Origin of the sequence: Aromatoleum petrolei, assembly GCF_017894385.1 — a bacterium.
In the GTDB taxonomy this organism is placed as follows: domain Bacteria; phylum Pseudomonadota; class Gammaproteobacteria; order Burkholderiales; family Rhodocyclaceae; genus Aromatoleum; species Aromatoleum petrolei.
Map to the genome: position 1 here is coordinate 3,588,560 of NZ_CP059560.1, position 15,764 is coordinate 3,604,323.

Here is a 15,764-nt window from a genome sequence, read left to right on the forward strand (position 1 = left end):
GGCGGACGGGTTCGCGTTCAGGATAGGTAGAACTCCGACGGATTGATGCCGTAGGCGCCGCTGGGTAGTGCGCGCAGGATGCGGTAGCGTTCGCCGGCCGGAGTCAGCGGTGAATAGAGCAGGTCCAATGTGGGCGGATGGCGGTTGGGCGTCTTGTCGGCGCACAGCAGCACCAGCACGCGTGGTTGCATGCGCCGCACGCGGTTCTGTGCGATGACGACGGCCACCTCGCCGGAGTTGAGTTCGACCAGCGTGCCGGCCGGATAGAGTCCGATGCACTGGATGAAGCCATCGACGACATTACCCGAAAAGCGCGTCTCGCGCTGGCGCACCAACGCTTCGAGCGCGCGTTGGGTGCTCAGCGGTTCGTCGTAGGCGCGCTTGCTGGTCATCGCGCAGAAGGTATCGACGAGGCCGGCCATTTCGGCGCGCAGGCCGATGGCGCCGCCGCGCAGCCCGCCGGGATAGCCGGAGCCGTCGATACGTTCGTGGTGGCGGCTGACGATCTCGATCAGGCCGGGCAGGGGGTTCGGATCCTGGCGGATGATCTCGACCGAGAACTCGACGTGCGACTTGGCGATCTCCATTTCGAGCCGGCTCAAGCGTCCGGCCTTCTGCAGCACGCGTTCGGGCAGGCGGATCTTGCCGACGTCCTGCATCATGCCGGCCACGCCCAGCACGGTCGCGCCGTCTTCCGAAAATCCCATGCAGTGCGCGAATACCAGCAGGTGCACGGTCACGTCGAGCGCGTGGTGGTAGCTGTAGCGGTCGTATTGCTTGAGCCGGATCAGCCAGAGCAGGGCGTCGGGGTTGCGCTTGACGCTCTGCAGCATGTCGTCGACGCTCTCGGTCACCTGGACGATGTCCGGCCTGCGGTTCTCGCGCACGTCCGCGATGACTTGCTCGAACACCGCTTCGGCCTCGGCCACCAGGGGAGAGGCGCGGACCAGCTCGCGTTCGACGGCCTGGGTTTCGGGCCGGTCGGCGATCGCCTCGCCGGCCAGCCGGCGTGCAGCGGCCGCGTCGAGGCCGCCCTTGCGCACGATCGCAAGCGCGTCCATGAAGTTCAGCGGGCTTCCGCCGGTGCCGGCGTCGCTCACCGCCTGGCGCGCAGCTGCATGGCGGGCGTGCGGCAGGGCGGCATCTTCCTGCGGTGGGGCATAGTGCTCGCCGACCGAGCGGCTGCGGTCGATGTAGATGAAGCGGCAGCATTCGCCGAGTTGCTCGAGCGTCCTTGCGTCTTCGATCAGGAAGCCCTGCATCAGGAAGGGCGTACCGATCCACGGTCGGTCGAGCTCGACGACGAACATGCCCAGGCGCGCATCGGTCGCTGCGATCAGCTCCCTCCGCCCGCCCGGCTTGCCGTCAGCTTCCGGTCTGCCCGATCCCGTTGCACCGTCCTTGCCCATGTCCTCTCATGATTTCGATGCTCGACGGATAGGATTGTGCACCCAATCGGCGACAAAATCTTCAGGCGGAATCGGCGGGCCGAAAAGATAGCCCTGCAGCACGTCCGATTCCTGATGTGCGAGGAAACGGGATTGCACCTCGGTTTCGACCCCCTCGGCGACCACGCGCAGGCCCAGCGCGCGCGCCATGCGGATTGCTGCGACCACCAGTGCGCAGTCCTCGGCGTCTTCGGAGAGGTCGCGGATGAAGCTGCGGTCGATCTTGATCGTATGGAAGGGGAAGGCGCGCAGGTAGCTCAGCGACGAGTAGCCGGTGCCGAAGTCGTCGAGGGCGACGGTGACGCCGATTTCCTCGAGTGCAAGCATCGCCTCGCGCACCTCGGCCGGGTTGCGGATCAGCAGGCCCTCGGTGACCTCGATTTCGAGTTGGTTGCGCGGAATGGCATGGCGTTCGACGCAGGCCCGGATGGTGTCCACGAGGCCGGGGGCGGCGAACTGGCGCGGCGAGACGTTCACGGCGATCACGAACTCGCCGTCGCAGGACTCGCGCCAGCGTGCCGCGTGGGCGCAGGCCTCATCCAGCACCCAGTTGCCGATGGCGACGATCAGGCCGCTTTGTTCGGCGATGGGGATGAAGTGATCCGGCGGCACGCGCCCGAGCACCGGGTGAGTCCAGCGCAGCAGCGCCTCCGCGCCGACCAGCCGGCAGTCGCGCGCGGCCACGAGCGGCTGGAAATGCACCTGCAGTTCCCCGCGCTCCAGCGCGCCGCGCAGTTCGCGCTCCATCTCCATGCGCGCGACCGAATCGTCGTGGATCTTCTGGTTGAAGAAGCGGAAGGTGTTGCGGCCCGCGTCCTTGGCTTCGTACATCGCCAGGTCGGCATTGCGCAGCAGCACGGACGGTTCGTTGCCGTCGTCGGGGAAGAGCGAGACGCCGATGCTGGGCGAGGCCGCGAACTCGCGTCCCTCGATCTCGAAGGGCGGCGCGAAGGCCTGGATGATCTTGGTGGCGACCGCATCCGCGTCGCTCGCCTGCGCGATGCCGAGGATGATCAGGAATTCGTCGCCGCCCAGACGCGCGACGGTGTCCTCGGCGCGGATCACCGAGCGCAGGCGCACCGACGCCTGGCACAGCAACTCGTCGCCGGCGACGTGGCCGAGCGTGTCGTTGATCTGCTTGAAGTTGTCGAGGTCGATGAACATCACGGCGCACATCGTGCCTTCGCGCGCCGCGCGGCCAGTTGCCTGCTGCAGGCGGTCGAGCGCCAGCGTGCGGTTCGGCAGCGCGGTGAGGCTGTCGTAGTACGCCTGGTAGGCGACCTTCTCTTCCTGCGTGCGCCGTTCGGTGATGTCCTCGCGCATCAGCAGGAGGTGTTCGGGACGACCCTGCTCGGTGCGCATCGTGACCAGGCGCAGATGCTCCCAGTATTCGCTGCCGTCGGGGCGGCGGCTGCGTCGTTCGCCGTCCCAGTCCCGGGCGGCCAGCAGGGCGGCGCGGAATTCGGCGTCGACTTGCCGGCTGCGTTCCGGGTCGGCTGCCTCGGGCAGCGAACTTGCCAGCTGCGCGTCTGCCGGACGGCCGGTCACCCGCACATAGGCCGCATTGGCGTACTCCACACGCCGGTCCGCGCTCGCGATCAGCACCCCGATGGGGTTCTGCTCGACGGCCTGCGACAGCATCCACAGCCGCGCATTGGCCGTCGCGAGCGCCTGCGTGCGTTGCGCCACGCGATCCTCGAGCTCCTCCTGGGCGGCGCGCAGGCTCCGTTCTCGCGACACGACGATCTCCTGCATCGCGTTGAACGCCTGGCCCAGATCGCTGATCTCGTCGTCGCCGGAGATCGCGATCGGCGTGCGGTGTTCGCCCGCGGCAAGTCGGGTCGCGGCATCGCGTACCGTGCGCAGCCGGCGCGAGAGCGAGCGTGCAAACACGACCAGCCCGGCCGCGAGGAACAGGAAACCGCCCAGCGACAGCATGAGGAAGAAGCGTTGCTGCCGCTGCTGTTCTTCGCGCGCCTGACGGTAGGCCTCGGTTGCGGCCTGCTCGGTTGTGCTCACGAGTTCGCGCAGGATCGAAGAGATCGCCGCGTGCGCGGTGCGCGTGCGCGTGCTGGTGATCGCTTCGGCTGCCGCGAGATCCATCTTGCCCGCGAGATGGATGACTTCCTGCAGGTCGCCGCGGTAGTTGGACCAGTGCATTTCCAGCCGGCGCGCGTCGTCCGGACGGGTGGACGCGAGCGCGGCGAGGAAGGGTGCCAGCTCTGCCGTCATCGCCTCGATTTCCACCTGCATGCGTTCGGCGTACTGCGGCAGCGCGAACACGTCGCGCACCGTGGGCAATTCGAGCTCCAGCGTGCGCAACTCGTTGCTGCGCGTCTGCAGGCGATGAGTCGCGGCGAGCGGCTGCACCTGGCGGATGACGGTGTTTTCGAGCCGCTGCTTGGCATCCTCGAGCACGCGGTTGCCGATGACCAGGATGGCCGCCACGAGTAGCCCGCCCAGCGCGAACATGATGGAAAGGCGCACCAGCAGGGACTGGCGGAAGGGACTTCTGCGGACCGGTCCGGCGACAGCAGCGGAGGGCGAGTGCGGCAGATTCATTGGCGCTTACCGAACTGGCGGCGGAACTCCGCCCACTGCCGGATCTGCTCCGCGCGGCCGAGCTTCTCCGTGATCTGTTCCCACTCCGCGCTGGTGCGGCTCATCGCCTCCTGCGCGCCGATCTCGCCACGGGCGGCAGTCGTGAGGTTGCGGTCGAGCACGGCAAGATACAGGGCATCGCCGCGCAGCCCGGTGCCGGCCGGTTGCGTCACGGCCCATTCCGCGCTGAAGGTCTCGAGGGCTTCCGGCGTGTAGATCTTGCGGATGCGTACGTCGCGCAGATGGTTCCAGCGATACGGGTCGGCAAAGCCGCCCGCCACGCCGATCGACCGCGTCGAGACGTCGGGATCAGTCAGCCACATCGCGTACAGGAGAGCGAGGCGGGCATTGCGGGCCGACTTCGGGATTACGAGATTGTTGCCGTAGATCAGCGTGTTGTGGCGCACGATGCGGCCGTCCACGCGCGTGCCCGGCAGGGGGGCTGCGAGGAACTTGCCGCGCACCGCTGAACCTTCGGAATTGAACATGCGTGCGGCGGCGACGGTGTTCATCGTCGCGAACGCCTTGCCCTGGGCAAACAGCGGCAGGGTGAAGTTGTAGGTCCGGCCCGGGTCGGTCGCCCCCGGCGGCGAGTATTTCACGAGGGCGAGGTAGCTTTCGGTGGCGGCGATGGCGCCGGGGGTGGTCAGGCGCGGGCGCATGTGCTCGTCGAACAGTTCCGCGTGCGGTGCGGCCGAGGAGAGGAAACGCGGCATCCATCCCATCCAGGCGCCTTCCTCGTCGCGCTCCTCCGCCGCTCCGTAAAGGCCCTGCGCCGGGCGATGGAAAAATCGCACGAGATCCTCGTATTCCGCCCAGGTCTTTGGCGCCGCAAGCGCGCGTCCATGGAGCTTGCGGAAGGCCGCCTGTTCCTGCTCGTCTTCCATCAGGTCGCGCCGCAGGTAGAGCAGTACCACGTCGCCGTCCGCCGGAATGGCGACGGTGTGCTCGCCTACCCGCGACTGCAGTTCGGGGCGGATGTAGCCGTCGGTGGCGTTGTCGTCGAGGCGATAGCCGTATTCGACCATGAGCGGTCCGATGTCCGTGATCAGCCCGTCGGCCAGCAGGTCGGGGTACTCGTGGTTGCGCGCCACGGCGATGTCGAGGTCGGGTATGGCGCGCAGCGTCTCGCGGATCGGTTGCTGCGGCACGGTGTGCACATCGAGCACGATGCCGGTCAGGCTCTCCCATTCCTTCTGCAGGGCCAGATCAGTGCCGAGGAAGGCGTTCATGTTGCCCTGCTTGAATCCCAGGGTGAGCCGCGAACCCGCAGGAACCTCGCCCGACGCGATCATCTTGCGCACCGCGGCGACGGCCTTGTAAGCCTGCTCGCCGGCCGATGCTGCGGGTGCGACGAGCGCTGCGCTTGTGCACAGGGCGGCAGCAAACAGCGGGACAAGGATTTTTCTCGAAGGCATCGCTGGTTGCATCCGTTCGTTTGGCTATGACCTAAGGCGTATCCGCGCTATTGTCACACAAAGTTACGGGTTTAATGTCGTAGGGATGTTTGCAGGCGCCGTGGCGACGTCCTGCGGCGTGCGCTATCGTGAGTGGGACGCCCGCCTGGCGGGGATCGCGGAGCGCGACTGGGGAGGGGCATGCATGAGCGGAATGACATTGAGCGGAGACCACGTCGCAGGTCCGTCGCCGGCCGGGGCATTGCGCGACGAGTCCTTCCTCGCCGCTCTGCGCGGCCAGATGCTGCGCTTCGCTTCCTTGCAGCTGTCGGACGCGCAACTCGCCGAGGATGCGGTGCAGGAGGCCCTGCTCGGCGCGCTGCGCAATGCGTCAGCGTTTTCCGGTCAGGCCGCGCTGAAGACCTGGGTGTTCGCGATTCTCAGGCACAAGATCGCGGACATCCTGCGCCAGCGCATGCGGCTCGTGGACGCTTCCAGCCTGCTGCGCGAGGAGGAGGATGAGGAGGACTTTTCCATGCTGTTCGACCGCAGCGGTCACTGGCAGGTCGATGAACGTCCCGTAGCCTGGGGCAATCCGCAGGAATCCCTGCGCGAACGCGAGTTCTGGCGGGTGTTCGAGGCCTGTCTGGAACATCTGCCGGCCAATCAGGCCCGGGTATTCATGATGCGCGAGTTCGTCGAACTCGAATCGGGCGAGATCTGCGCGGCGGTCGGAGTGAGCGTGAGCAATCTCAACGTGATGCTGTACCGGGCCCGCGTGCGCCTGCGCGAATGCCTCGAAAACCGCTGGTTCCTCGACGGAGAGCGAGCATGCTGAACTGCCGCGAAGCGACGCGCCTGTATTCCGAGGCCCAGGAGCGCGAACTGACCTTCAAGGAGCGGGCGCTGCTGCGCATGCACGTCGCGATGTGCTCGGGCTGCCGCAATTTCGGCGACCAGATGGCCTTCCTGCGCAGCGCGATGCGCGCCTACGCGAAAGGGCGCAGCGAGAAGGACAAGTAGCCGTTGGGCACGCGCCCTTCAGTGCCCGCCGCAGCGCCGTGCGATCCAGTGATCCAGCGAGACCCGGCCCGGGCCGTGTGCCATCAGGTACAGCAATACCGCCGCCCACGTGCCGTGGGTCGGGTAGGCGTCCGGATAGACGAAGAGCTGGATCGTCAGTGTCATCATGAGCAGCGCCGCGGCGCTCAGGCGCGTCGCCAGGCCGACGAGAAGCAGCAGCGGAAAGACGTGCTCCGCCGTGGCGGCCAGCGGTGCCGCGATCTCGGGCGGGATCAGCGGCAGGCGGTACTCCTCGCGGAAGAGGAACAGGGCGTTGTCGGACAGGCTCGGCAGGCCGAGCCGGAATTCGCCGCTGACGAGGTCGATCGCCAGTCCCTCGATCTTCGTCTGGCCGGATTTCCAGAACACCGCGGCGATCGAGAAACGGGCGACGAAGGCGATCAGCGAATCGGGAATGCGCGACAGCAGCGCGAGCGCGCGATGCGGGAGGGCGTGCGGGGCGGTTGGCCCGTTCCGATGCGGAAAGGTTTCAGGCATGGCGTTCATGATCTTGTCCTCCTGATCCGGAATCGACGGTGACGATGATTTGCCGGTGCAGCAGCGTCGCGAAGGCCAGGGCGAGGTCGAAGCCGCCATCGACGGACTGCCCGGCCTGTGCGGCAGCGGCCAGGTTCTCGCCCCGCATCAGCGCAGCGACGAAGGCGACGACCGCTTGCGGCAACTCATCCGTCGCGACCTCGCCGCCGCTGCGCACGATCAGCACGGATTCCGGCCGGCACGGATCCACCGCTGACGGGTCGCGATCGCCCTGATGGGCCACCCACAGCGAATGCACCGCCCACGGCGAGCACAGGATCGCGGCCGACGGGTGGCAGCGCAGGTGCAGTCCCGGCAGGCGTTCGGGTTCGGCAAGCAGGGCCGCGATGGCGGCTGCCGGCAGGGGCTCGGCATCGGCTGCGTGGTAGGCCTCGATGCGCAACATCTCCAGCCGCGCGAGGTCGGCTAGCCAGGGCACGCTCGCGGCGGGCGCGAAAGTCGCGACGAAATCGGCGAAACCGCGGCCATGGAGGCTCAGCAGCGGCGAGCGCGGCGGATTCGCGAAGACGAATTCGCGCGCCAGCGCGCGGAAGAATGCATCGCCCACCGTGGCGAGCGTCACCGGAAAGCTGTCTGCAAGCGCATCGACCAGCGATACGACGACGTTATTGCGATACACGGCGAAACGTGAGGCGGGGTCGGACCCGTTCCAGGCGACGAGGCCGGCGGGGCAAGGGTGCGCCGGGTCGAGCAGCGCCGCGGCGAAGTCTGCATGCCCGTTCATGCCACCAGCTCCGGGGGCAGCGCGGTGCGCAAGGCGCTCAGCCGGCGTTCGGCCAGCTTCGCCTCGGCGAGCAACACCGCGAAGGGCGGGATGTCGTGGTCGCGCTCGATCAGCGTCGGTTGCGCACCGACACGCTGCAACGCGGCGTCGTACAGGGCCCACACCGCCTGCGCCACCGGGGAGCCGTGGTTGTCGATCAGCAGCGGCGCGCTGGCTGCGTCCTGCTGCTGCGCGAAGCCGGCGAGGTGAATCTCGCCCACTGCGTCGAGCGGAAGCGCGTCGAGACAGGCGAGCGCGTCGCGGCCGTGGTTCACGCAGCTCACATGGAGGTTGTTCACGTCGAGCAGCAGCCCGCAGCCCGTGCGCCGCACCACCTCGGCGATGAAGTCACCCTCCGCCCAGGTCGAGGCCGCGAACTCCAAGTAGGTCGCCGGGTTCTCCAGCAACATGCGGCGGCTGAGGTGCTCCTGCACCGCGTCGACGTGTTCGCATACGCGCCGCAGCGTCTCGCCCGTGTAGGGCAGGGGCAGCAGGTCGTTCAGGAACACGCCGCCGTGGCTCGACCACGCCAGGTGCTCCGAAAACGACTGCGGTTCGTAGCGTAGCAGCAGCGCCGCGAGGCGTTCCAGATGTGCGCCGTCGAGCGGACCGGTGCCGCCGATCGACAGACCCACGCCGTGCAGCGACAGCGGGTAGTGCTCGCGGATGCGCGTCAGCGCATGGTGGAAGGGACCGCCCGGCACCATGTAGTTCTCCGCATGCACCTCGAAGAACCCGAGTTCGGGCAGTGTCGCGAGGATCTCCCCGAAGTGCGCGGGCTTCAGGCCCAGGCCCGCGCGGGCGGGCAGGGCAGCGGCCTGTGCGGGCGAAGGCCGTGCTGTCATGGTTGTCATGCCGGGCGCTCCCCTGTCATGCGGCGCTCAGGCCTTCTTCTCCTTGAAGGCCATCAGCTGGCCGAAGCCGGTCGGCGAGGTCTGAGACATGGTCTTCTCGCACGTGCCCTTCGGCACCAGCGACCACGCATTGCCCTGGTGATCCATCTTCGACGTGCCTGCGCAGCTCGTGCCGGGGCCGGCAGCGCAGTCGTTCTTGCCCTTCGTCGCGACGCCGAAGCACTTTTCCTTGTCGGCCGGCGGATCGGCGGCGAGCGCGGACGACATCGACAGCGCGCTACCCAGCGCAAGAGCGAGGGCGGCGGCGGAAACCTTGTGGAGGGTGGTGGCGGACATCTTCGTCTCCTTGTTTCGGTGGGGGAAACACGCGGATCGTTTGATCGTCGTGTTGCTTCCATAGTCGCGCGAACCCGCCCGCTTCTTACACCGCCCGCGAAAAATCTTTTCGACCGCCCGCGCCCGCCGTCCGACACCGACCGGGCGCCGACGCGCCGAGCCGATCGGATACACTCCCGTAACTGCTGTTCGCGCGCGCCGTGTCATTTCTCCGGCGCCGTCAGCGACCTTTCAACCCGACCGATCACCGCGGAGCTGCCTGCCCATGTTCGAACACGTCGACGCCTACCCCGGCGACCCCATCCTCACCCTCGTCGAAACCTTCATGCAGGACCCGCGTGCGCAGAAGGTCAATCTCGGCATCGGCCTGTACTACGACGAGGAGGGTCGCATCCCGCTGCTCGGCTCCGTGCGCAAGGCCGAGGTCGCGCTCGCCGCGACGCCGCTGCCGCGCTCCTACCTGCCCATGGAAGGCGCCGCCGACTACCGCGCCGCCGTGCAGCGCCTGCTGTTCGGCCCGGAGCACGCCGCGCTCAAGGCGGGGCGCATCGCCACGATCCAGACCATCGGCGGCTCGGGCGCGCTCAAGGTCGGCGCCGACCTGCTCAAGCGCTATTTCCCCTCGAGCGAGGTGTGGGTCAGCGATCCGACCTGGGACAACCACCGCTCGATCTTCGAGGGCGCCGGCATCGCTGTGAATGACTACCCCTACTACGACGCGGCGACCGGCGGCGTGCGCTTCGCCGACATGCTCGCGACGCTCAAGACCCTGACGGCGCGCAGCATCGTCCTGCTGCACCCGTGCTGCCACAACCCGACCGGCGTGGACCTGTCGCAGGAGCAGTGGCGCGAGGTCATTGCCGTCGCGAAGGAACGCAATCTCATTCCCTTCCTCGACATCGCCTACCAGGGCTTCGGCGACAGCCTCGACGACGACGCCTTCGCGATCCGTGCGCTGGCGGACGCGGGCGTGAGCTTCCTCGTCAGCAACTCCTTTTCCAAGAACCTCTCGTTCTACGGCGAGCGCTGCGGCGGCCTGTCCATCGTGTGCAAGGATGCCGAGGAAGCCTCGCGCGTGCTCGGCCAGATGAAGTTCACCGTGCGCCGCAACTACTCCAGCCCGCCCTTCCACGGCGGGCGCGTCACCGCGATGGTGATGGACGACCCCGCGCTGTATGGCGAATGGACCGGCGAGGTGGAGGAGATGCGCACCCGCATCCGTGCGATGCGCCAGAAGCTGCATGAAGTGATCAGCGCGCGCGTTCCCGGGCGCGACTTCAGCTACTTCATCAAGCAGCGCGGCATGTTCAGCTACACCGGCCTCAGCCCCGCGCAGGTCGACCGCCTGCGCGAGGAGTTCGCCGTGTACCTCGTGCGCTCGGGGCGCATGTGCGTCGCCGGCCTCAACACCCGTAACGTCGAATACGTCGCCGAGGCGATGGCCGCAGTCCTCAAGGTCTGAGGTCGAGCACGCTCCCCCGGTGCGCCGGGGGAGCGCCCCGGCACGGTCCGCTCCGACAACGGGGCGGGCAATCAGAGCACGCCGGCGGTGCGAAGACGCCCGATCTCCGCGTCCGTCAGGCCCAGCGTTCCACTCAGGATCTCGTCGGTATGTTCGCCGAGCGCCGGCGGCGGCAGGCGGTAGTCCGGCGGCGTCTCTGACAGCTTCATCGGATTCGCCACGAGCGGCACCGTGCCGGCGAGCGGGTGCGGAATCGTCACCTTCAGTCCGCGCGCCTGCACCTGCGGGTCGGCGAACACGTCGGCCAGCGTATTGATCGGGCCGCAAGGCACGGCGAGGGGCTCGAGCGCCGCGATCCACTCCGCCGTGCTGCGCAGCACCGTGAGCTGCTTGAGCTGCGGAATGAGCGTGGCGCGGTTCCGCACCCGTTCGGCGTTGGTCGCAAAACGAGGGTCCGCTGCAAGTTCCGCACGGCCGGCTTTGGTGCAGAAGCGCGCGAACTGCCCGTCGTTGCCGATCGCCAGGATCATGTAGCCGTCGGCGGTGGGAAAGTCCTGATACGGGACGATGTTCGGATGTGCATTGCCCAGCCTCGCGGGCGCGCGGCCGGTGGCGAGGTAGTTGGCCGCCTGGTTGGCGAGGCAGGCGACCTGCACGTCGAGCAGGGCGAGGTCGATGTATTGGCCTTCGCCGCTGCGCTCGCGCCAGGCCAGCGCGGCGAGGATCGCGTTCGAGGCGTACAGTCCGGTGAGGATGTCGGTCAGCGCCACACCGGCCTTCATCGGCCCGCCGCCGTCCTCGCCGTCGGGGCGACCGGTGATGCTCATCAGCCCGCCCAGACCCTGGATCAGGAAGTCGTAACCGGCGCGTGGCGCATAGGGGCCATCCTGGCCGAAGCCGGTCACCGAGCAATATACGAGGCGCGGATTGATTGCCTTGAGCGCGTCGTAATCGAGCCCGTACTGCTCGAGGCCGCCGACCTTGAAGTTCTCGATCACGACGTCGGAGTGGGCGGCGAGCTGTTTCACCAGCGCCTGGCCCTCGGGGTGCGTGATGTCGATCGTCACCGAACGCTTGTTGCGGTTGGCGCACAGGTAGTAGGCCGCGACGTCGGTGTCGGAGCCGTGTTCGTCCTTCAGCCACGGCGGCCCCCACCCGCGGGTGTCGTCGCCTGCGCCGGGGCGCTCGACCTTGATCACGTCGGCGCCGAGGTCGGCGAGCATCTGGCTGCACCACGGGCCTGCGAGTATTCGCGAAAGGTCCAGTACGCGGATGTGCGAAAGAGCGCGTGCCATGGGTGGTCCCGATCTGCGGAAAGCTCCCTGGGCACAGGGTGGCCGGGAGATGTGTTGTGAATATTCTGAACGGCAGCCGTAAAAGGGCGGTGATCCGGTCGCATGCCGGCACCCTGGAAATCACTGTCGTTGGCCCTGTGGTGCCTTGCGTCGGGGTTTTTCCCCGAGTCAATGCTATGCAACGCCGCGAGCGCTAGCAAACGACATCTACGAAGGGATTCGTGCGTCTTTGTCACTTCGAGCGGCTGCGCGTGGGCCATGTGTGCATCTTGCGCTGCCATTTCGTTTGTTGACATTGTTTGAAGGCAGAATTCCAGAAAACCTGCGTGAGCGAATGCAGGATCCGCGTGCCGGTCGTGCCGCTGTGGGTGTCGATGTTCAAATCGATCGACACCGCGCCGATCAGCCTGTCGCTGAGCGAGGCCTACCAGGCGCTGCAGACCAAGGTCGCCGACGGCCAGGAGAATCTGCTCGCGCTGATCGATTCGGCGAAGCTCTCCGAGGTGCAGGAGTACTGCTCGCTGACGAACTACTCGTGGGACGGCTTCTGGTTCAGGGCCAATGCGCGCGTGTGGAAATAAGGCCAGGCCGTTGCCACGGCCTGCCCCCGACCGGCGTAACGGCGAATCAGTCCCCGCCCTGATCCTCGTCGTCGGCCGTGCCGTTTTCCTCAAGACGCTGGATCATGAAATTCGCAGCCTGCAAGATGTGCTGTCGTCCGAGCTCCTCGGCCTTTTGCGCATCCCCGGCCGCGATCGCGTCCAGCATCGCCTCATGCTGACCCCACACGTTGCGCGGTTGTTCTTCGTTGGTCAGCACTTCGCCCATCACGCGCTGAGTGTTGGTCCAGTGCGCGTCCATTGCAGTGGCAACGAACGGATTTTCGGACAGCGTGTAGATGAAGTGGTGGAAGGCCATGTCCGCGGAGATCATGTTGTTGCAGTCCCCTGCAGCGACGGCCTTGCGCCCGGCGCGGATCAGCGCGGGCCCCTTGGCCTTGGCTTGCCTGGCGTTCAGTTCCGCGGCGCGTCGGCAGGCGAGTCCTTCGATGACCGCACGCATGTCGTACATGTCGCGCACGTACTTTACGTCGAGCGGCGCAACCAGGAGGCCGCGGCCGGGCGCATCGCGTAGCACGCCCTGATTGCGCAGCAGCGCCAGCGCCTGCTGCACCGGCTGGCGCGATACTCCCAGTTCCTTCGCGACCTGCTCCTGAATGATGCGCGAGCCTGGGCGCAGCCTGCCGCCCGAAATTTCCTCGAGAATCGCCTTATGAACTTGCTCGACGAGCTTGGGTTGGGGGTCAAGGATTTTCATGGAGCATAACTTTATAGCGTGAATGGGAGATCAAGCCAGGGTTTGACCTATCTGGCCCCGCCGTCGGTCGACACCACCACCATGCGATCGGGGCAGGCGAGGCTCACCGCACCGCCGAAGGGCGCGATGCCGATGCAGCCGAGCGAGCCCGCGTCGAGGTAGGTGAAGGCGGGCCCTTCTCGCGCACCTCTTGAGTGTTCGAAGGCGACTGGATTTCCGGCCTCGCCGTTTTCGGGCCGGCATGCACACGATAGAATTCAGTATGCAACAGATCCTGCTCGTGACCTTCCCCTTCTTCGCGCTCGTGCTGTGCGGCTACCTTGCGGGGAGGCGCCGCATGTTGCCGCTGGAAGCGATCCCCGGCCTTAACACTTTCGTGCTGTACTTTGCGCTGCCCTGCATGCTGTACCGCTTTGCCGCCGGCACGCCGATCGCGAAACTGCTCGACGCGGGGGCCTTCGCGCTCTGGATGGTCTGCGCGCTCGCGATGGTGGCGCTGACGATCGTGACGACCAAGAAGGGCGCGATCGGATGGAACGACGCTTCCTTCGGCGCGCTGGTCGCCGCCTTCCCGAACTCCGGCTTCATGGGCATGCCGCTGCTGGTGTCGCTGCTCGGCGCCCGCGCCGCCGCGCCGGCCATGGTGCCGCTGGCCGTCGACATGGTGATCACCTCCTCGCTGTGCATCGCGCTGTCGCGCCTGAGCGCCGCGAACGGGGGTGGGGCGCGCCGGGCGGCGGTGAATGCGCTCAAGAGCGTGATGGTGAATCCGCTGCCCTGGGCCATCATGCTGGGCGGGCTGTCGTCGGCGACCGGGGTACTGCCCTATAAACCGCTGATGCGCGTCGTCGAGATGCTGGCGGACGCTGGCTCGCCGACCGCCCTGTTCACGATCGGCGCGGTGCTCGCCCGTTCCCAGATGGCGGTGAAGGCGCAGCATCCGGAGCACCGCAGCCTGGGCGACGTGCCGCTCGTGGTGCTGTACAAGCTGATCGTCCATCCGGCGCTGGTCTTCGGCGTCGGCACGCTCGCGATCTGGCTGGGCCTGCCGCTGGATCCCTTCACCCTGACGGTTCTCGTGCTCGTTGCGGCCTTGCCGAGCGCGAGTAACGTGCCGATGCTTACCGAGCGCTTCGGTGCCGACACGGGACGTGTCGCGCGCGTGGTGCTCGCGACGACCGCGTGCGCCTTCCTGAGCTTCTCGGCGGCCGTAGCCCTGCTGGTTGAGTAGGGCAGACGGGGACGCCGCTTGGTGCGGCGTTTGACGCCTATCGCCCCCCCTTCCGACGCATGATTCCAGCCTCGCGGTCGTGAGATTCGATGCGCATCTGCGGGTATTCAATGCTGCAGCGAATCTCAAGATATGTACATAATGGGTTTTGCCAGTCTGCCCCTTCGGCGTTATGACGGACCGGAGGGTGGCTGCACATCGCTCCGCGGCGGGGCACGGTTGCCGCAGTCATGGAATCAAGCAGATGAAAAGACAGGAAAACTTGAGCGCGATGGATGGGCCGACGGTCCTGATCGTTGATGACACGCCGCAGAATCTCACCGTGCTCGGCGAGCTGTTGCAGCCGCTGTACCGCGTGCGTGCCGCAAACTCGGGCGAGCGGGCATTGCGTGTGGCCGCCACCGAGCCCAAGCCGGACCTGATCCTGCTCGACGTGATGATGCCGGGGCTGGACGGATACGAGGTCCTCGGTCGTTTGCGCGAAGACGCCGCAACGCGCGACATTCCGGTGATCTTCGTCACCGCGATGGACGCGGCGGAGAGCGAGGAGCGAGGGCTCAAGCTTGGCGCCGTCGACTACATCGTCAAACCTTTTAGCCCCGCCATCGTCCTGGCACGGGTGGCAACCCACCTCGAACTCAAGCGCGCACGTGACCGCCTGTCGGCTCAGAACAATTGGCTGGAGCGCGAGATCTCGCGGCGAATGGCCGAGAACCTCCTCATCCAGGATCTCGGCATCCGGGCGCTGGCCTGCCTCGCAGAGGCGCGCGACAACGAGACCGGCTTGCACATCATCCGCACGCAGTACTACGTCGAAACCCTGGGTCGCCACCTCGGGAACCATCCGCGCTTTGCCGAGGCGCTGGCCGGAGCGCGGCTCGAACTCATCGTCAAGGCGGCGCCCCTCCACGACATCGGCAAGGTCGGGATCCCCGACGCCATCCTGCTCAAGCCCGGCCCGCTGGACGCCCGCGAATGGGAGATCATGAAGACTCACCCCTCGATCGGTACGGCCGCGATCAGCAAGGCGATGGAGGAGGCGCTCGCGGATGCCAGCGACGATGTTGCCGAGCATGCCGCGGGAGCGTTTGCATTCCTCAAGGTGGCGAACGAGATTGCGGGCGGGCACCACGAGAAATGGGATGGCAGCGGCTATCCGCAGGGGCTCGAAGGCGACGCCATCCCCGTGTCGGCGCGCCTGATGGCGCTCGCCGACGTCTTCGATGCGCTCATCAGCCGCCGGGTGTACAAGCCGCCGATGCCGATGGAGAAGGCCACCGAGATCATTCTGGCCGGCCGTGGCCGCCATTTCGATCCGGATGTCGTCGATGCCTTCCTCGCGTGCAGGGACGAGTTCGTGGACATCGCCACGCGCTACGCCGAGCCCGAGCACGAACACCAGAGCGAACAGGAGGCGCAGGCCTGAAGGTCGCGATCGTG

The 15,764-nt window shown here is 67.0% G+C and carries 15 protein-coding genes; 6 read left to right on the top strand and 9 right to left on the bottom strand.

Translation table 11 applies throughout. The features are described from left to right. Positions 1-17 precede the first annotated feature (17 nt). The 3 genes from ToN1_RS16395 to ToN1_RS16405 are packed head-to-tail and all read right to left on the bottom strand — an operon-like array spanning position 18 to position 5,467. Positions 18-1,409, bottom strand: a complete 1,392-nt coding sequence (locus tag ToN1_RS16395; protein WP_169204391.1) for a cyclic di-GMP phosphodiesterase — start codon at positions 1,407-1,409, stop codon at positions 18-20. 6 nt (positions 1,410-1,415) lie between these two features. Then, entirely contained in the window at positions 1,416-4,010 is a 2,595-nt protein-coding gene (locus ToN1_RS16400; protein ID WP_169204392.1) for an EAL domain-containing protein, read from the bottom strand. Then, positions 4,007-5,467, bottom strand: a complete 1,461-nt coding sequence (locus ToN1_RS16405; RefSeq protein WP_169204393.1) for an ABC transporter substrate-binding protein — start codon at positions 5,465-5,467, stop codon at positions 4,007-4,009. Before ToN1_RS16405 ends, ToN1_RS16400 begins: the two co-directional genes overlap by 4 nt. A gap of 184 nt (positions 5,468-5,651) precedes the next feature. On the opposite strand from ToN1_RS16405, the gene ToN1_RS16410 reads away from it, so the two are divergent. Beyond that, a complete protein-coding gene (locus ToN1_RS16410) occupies positions 5,652-6,284 on the top strand; it encodes an RNA polymerase factor sigma-70 (RefSeq protein ID WP_342344154.1) in 633 nt (210 codons plus the stop codon). Then, positions 6,278-6,469, top strand: coding sequence for a zf-HC2 domain-containing protein (locus ToN1_RS16415; protein ID WP_169204394.1), 192 nt, complete (start codon positions 6,278-6,280; stop codon positions 6,467-6,469). The genes ToN1_RS16410 and ToN1_RS16415 overlap by 7 nt, the downstream gene beginning before the upstream one ends. A gap of 18 nt (positions 6,470-6,487) precedes the next feature. On the opposite strand, the gene ToN1_RS16420 is transcribed toward ToN1_RS16415, so the two are convergent. The 4 genes from ToN1_RS16420 to ToN1_RS16435 are packed head-to-tail and all read right to left on the bottom strand — an operon-like array spanning position 6,488 to position 9,019. Continuing rightward, positions 6,488-7,015 (bottom strand): DoxX family protein, encoded by a 528-nt coding sequence (locus ToN1_RS16420; RefSeq protein ID WP_244860803.1) that lies wholly within the window; start codon positions 7,013-7,015, stop codon positions 6,488-6,490. Then, a complete protein-coding gene (locus ToN1_RS16425) occupies positions 6,999-7,790 on the bottom strand; it encodes an HvfC/BufC N-terminal domain-containing protein (protein WP_169204395.1) in 792 nt (263 codons plus the stop codon). The genes ToN1_RS16420 and ToN1_RS16425 overlap by 17 nt, the downstream gene beginning before the upstream one ends. Then, on the bottom strand, positions 7,787-8,683 hold the full coding sequence (gene bufB, locus ToN1_RS16430) for an MNIO family bufferin maturase (RefSeq protein WP_169204396.1): 897 nt from the start codon (positions 8,681-8,683) through the stop codon (positions 7,787-7,789). Before bufB ends, ToN1_RS16425 begins: the two co-directional genes overlap by 4 nt. A gap of 27 nt (positions 8,684-8,710) precedes the next feature. Further along, entirely contained in the window at positions 8,711-9,019 is a 309-nt protein-coding gene (locus ToN1_RS16435; RefSeq protein WP_169204397.1) for a BufA1 family periplasmic bufferin-type metallophore, read from the bottom strand. 265 nt (positions 9,020-9,284) lie between these two features. Here ToN1_RS16435 and ToN1_RS16440 point away from each other — a divergent pair, with 265 nt between their 5' ends. Beyond that, on the top strand, positions 9,285-10,481 hold the full coding sequence (locus ToN1_RS16440; protein WP_169204398.1) for an amino acid aminotransferase: 1,197 nt from the start codon (positions 9,285-9,287) through the stop codon (positions 10,479-10,481). 71 nt (positions 10,482-10,552) lie between these two features. Here the strand turns inward: ToN1_RS16440 and ToN1_RS16445 are convergent, their stop codons facing one another. Continuing rightward, the gene (locus ToN1_RS16445; RefSeq protein ID WP_169204399.1) at positions 10,553-11,776 is read right to left on the bottom strand and encodes a CaiB/BaiF CoA transferase family protein; all 1,224 of its coding nucleotides are present in this window, start codon (positions 11,774-11,776) and stop codon (positions 10,553-10,555) included. A gap of 326 nt (positions 11,777-12,102) precedes the next feature. Here ToN1_RS16445 and ToN1_RS16450 point away from each other — a divergent pair, with 326 nt between their 5' ends. Next, a complete protein-coding gene (locus ToN1_RS16450; RefSeq protein WP_244860804.1) occupies positions 12,103-12,357 on the top strand; it encodes a type 2 periplasmic-binding domain-containing protein in 255 nt (84 codons plus the stop codon). A gap of 46 nt (positions 12,358-12,403) precedes the next feature. Here ToN1_RS16450 and ToN1_RS16455 read toward each other — a convergent pair whose 3' ends face one another. Next, on the bottom strand, positions 12,404-13,093 hold the full coding sequence (locus ToN1_RS16455) for a GntR family transcriptional regulator (protein ID WP_169204400.1): 690 nt from the start codon (positions 13,091-13,093) through the stop codon (positions 12,404-12,406). A gap of 262 nt (positions 13,094-13,355) precedes the next feature. Here ToN1_RS16455 and ToN1_RS16460 point away from each other — a divergent pair, with 262 nt between their 5' ends. Both ToN1_RS16460 and ToN1_RS16465 read left to right on the top strand, forming a co-directional pair. After that, positions 13,356-14,324 carry an AEC family transporter gene (locus tag ToN1_RS16460; protein WP_169204401.1) on the top strand — a complete coding sequence of 323 codons (969 nt, stop codon included), beginning with the start codon at positions 13,356-13,358 and terminating at the stop codon, positions 14,322-14,324. A 244-nt stretch (positions 14,325-14,568) separates the two neighbouring features. Next, positions 14,569-15,750, top strand: a complete 1,182-nt coding sequence (locus tag ToN1_RS16465) for a response regulator (RefSeq protein ID WP_244860805.1) — start codon at positions 14,569-14,571, stop codon at positions 15,748-15,750. The last annotated feature ends 14 nt before the right edge of the window (positions 15,751-15,764 follow it).

Coding starts and splice junctions, on each gene's coding strand:
- ToN1_RS16395 (WP_169204391.1), bottom strand. CDS start 1,409: ATGGGCAAGGACGGTGCAACGGGATCGGGCAGACCGGAAGCTGACGGC.
- ToN1_RS16400 (WP_169204392.1), bottom strand. CDS start 4,010: ATGAATCTGCCGCACTCGCCCTCCGCTGCTGTCGCCGGACCGGTCCGC.
- ToN1_RS16405 (WP_169204393.1), bottom strand. CDS start 5,467: ATGCCTTCGAGAAAAATCCTTGTCCCGCTGTTTGCTGCCGCCCTGTGC.
- ToN1_RS16410 (WP_342344154.1), top strand. CDS start 5,652: ATGAGCGGAATGACATTGAGCGGAGACCACGTCGCAGGTCCGTCGCCG.
- ToN1_RS16415 (WP_169204394.1), top strand. CDS start 6,278: ATGCTGAACTGCCGCGAAGCGACGCGCCTGTATTCCGAGGCCCAGGAG.
- ToN1_RS16420 (WP_244860803.1), bottom strand. CDS start 7,015: ATGAACGCCATGCCTGAAACCTTTCCGCATCGGAACGGGCCAACCGCC.
- ToN1_RS16425 (WP_169204395.1), bottom strand. CDS start 7,790: ATGAACGGGCATGCAGACTTCGCCGCGGCGCTGCTCGACCCGGCGCAC.
- bufB (WP_169204396.1), bottom strand. CDS start 8,683: ATGACAACCATGACAGCACGGCCTTCGCCCGCACAGGCCGCTGCCCTG.
- ToN1_RS16435 (WP_169204397.1), bottom strand. CDS start 9,019: ATGTCCGCCACCACCCTCCACAAGGTTTCCGCCGCCGCCCTCGCTCTT.
- ToN1_RS16440 (WP_169204398.1), top strand. CDS start 9,285: ATGTTCGAACACGTCGACGCCTACCCCGGCGACCCCATCCTCACCCTC.
- ToN1_RS16445 (WP_169204399.1), bottom strand. CDS start 11,776: ATGGCACGCGCTCTTTCGCACATCCGCGTACTGGACCTTTCGCGAATA.
- ToN1_RS16455 (WP_169204400.1), bottom strand. CDS start 13,093: ATGAAAATCCTTGACCCCCAACCCAAGCTCGTCGAGCAAGTTCATAAG.
- ToN1_RS16460 (WP_169204401.1), top strand. CDS start 13,356: ATGCAACAGATCCTGCTCGTGACCTTCCCCTTCTTCGCGCTCGTGCTG.
- ToN1_RS16465 (WP_244860805.1), top strand. CDS start 14,569: ATGAAAAGACAGGAAAACTTGAGCGCGATGGATGGGCCGACGGTCCTG.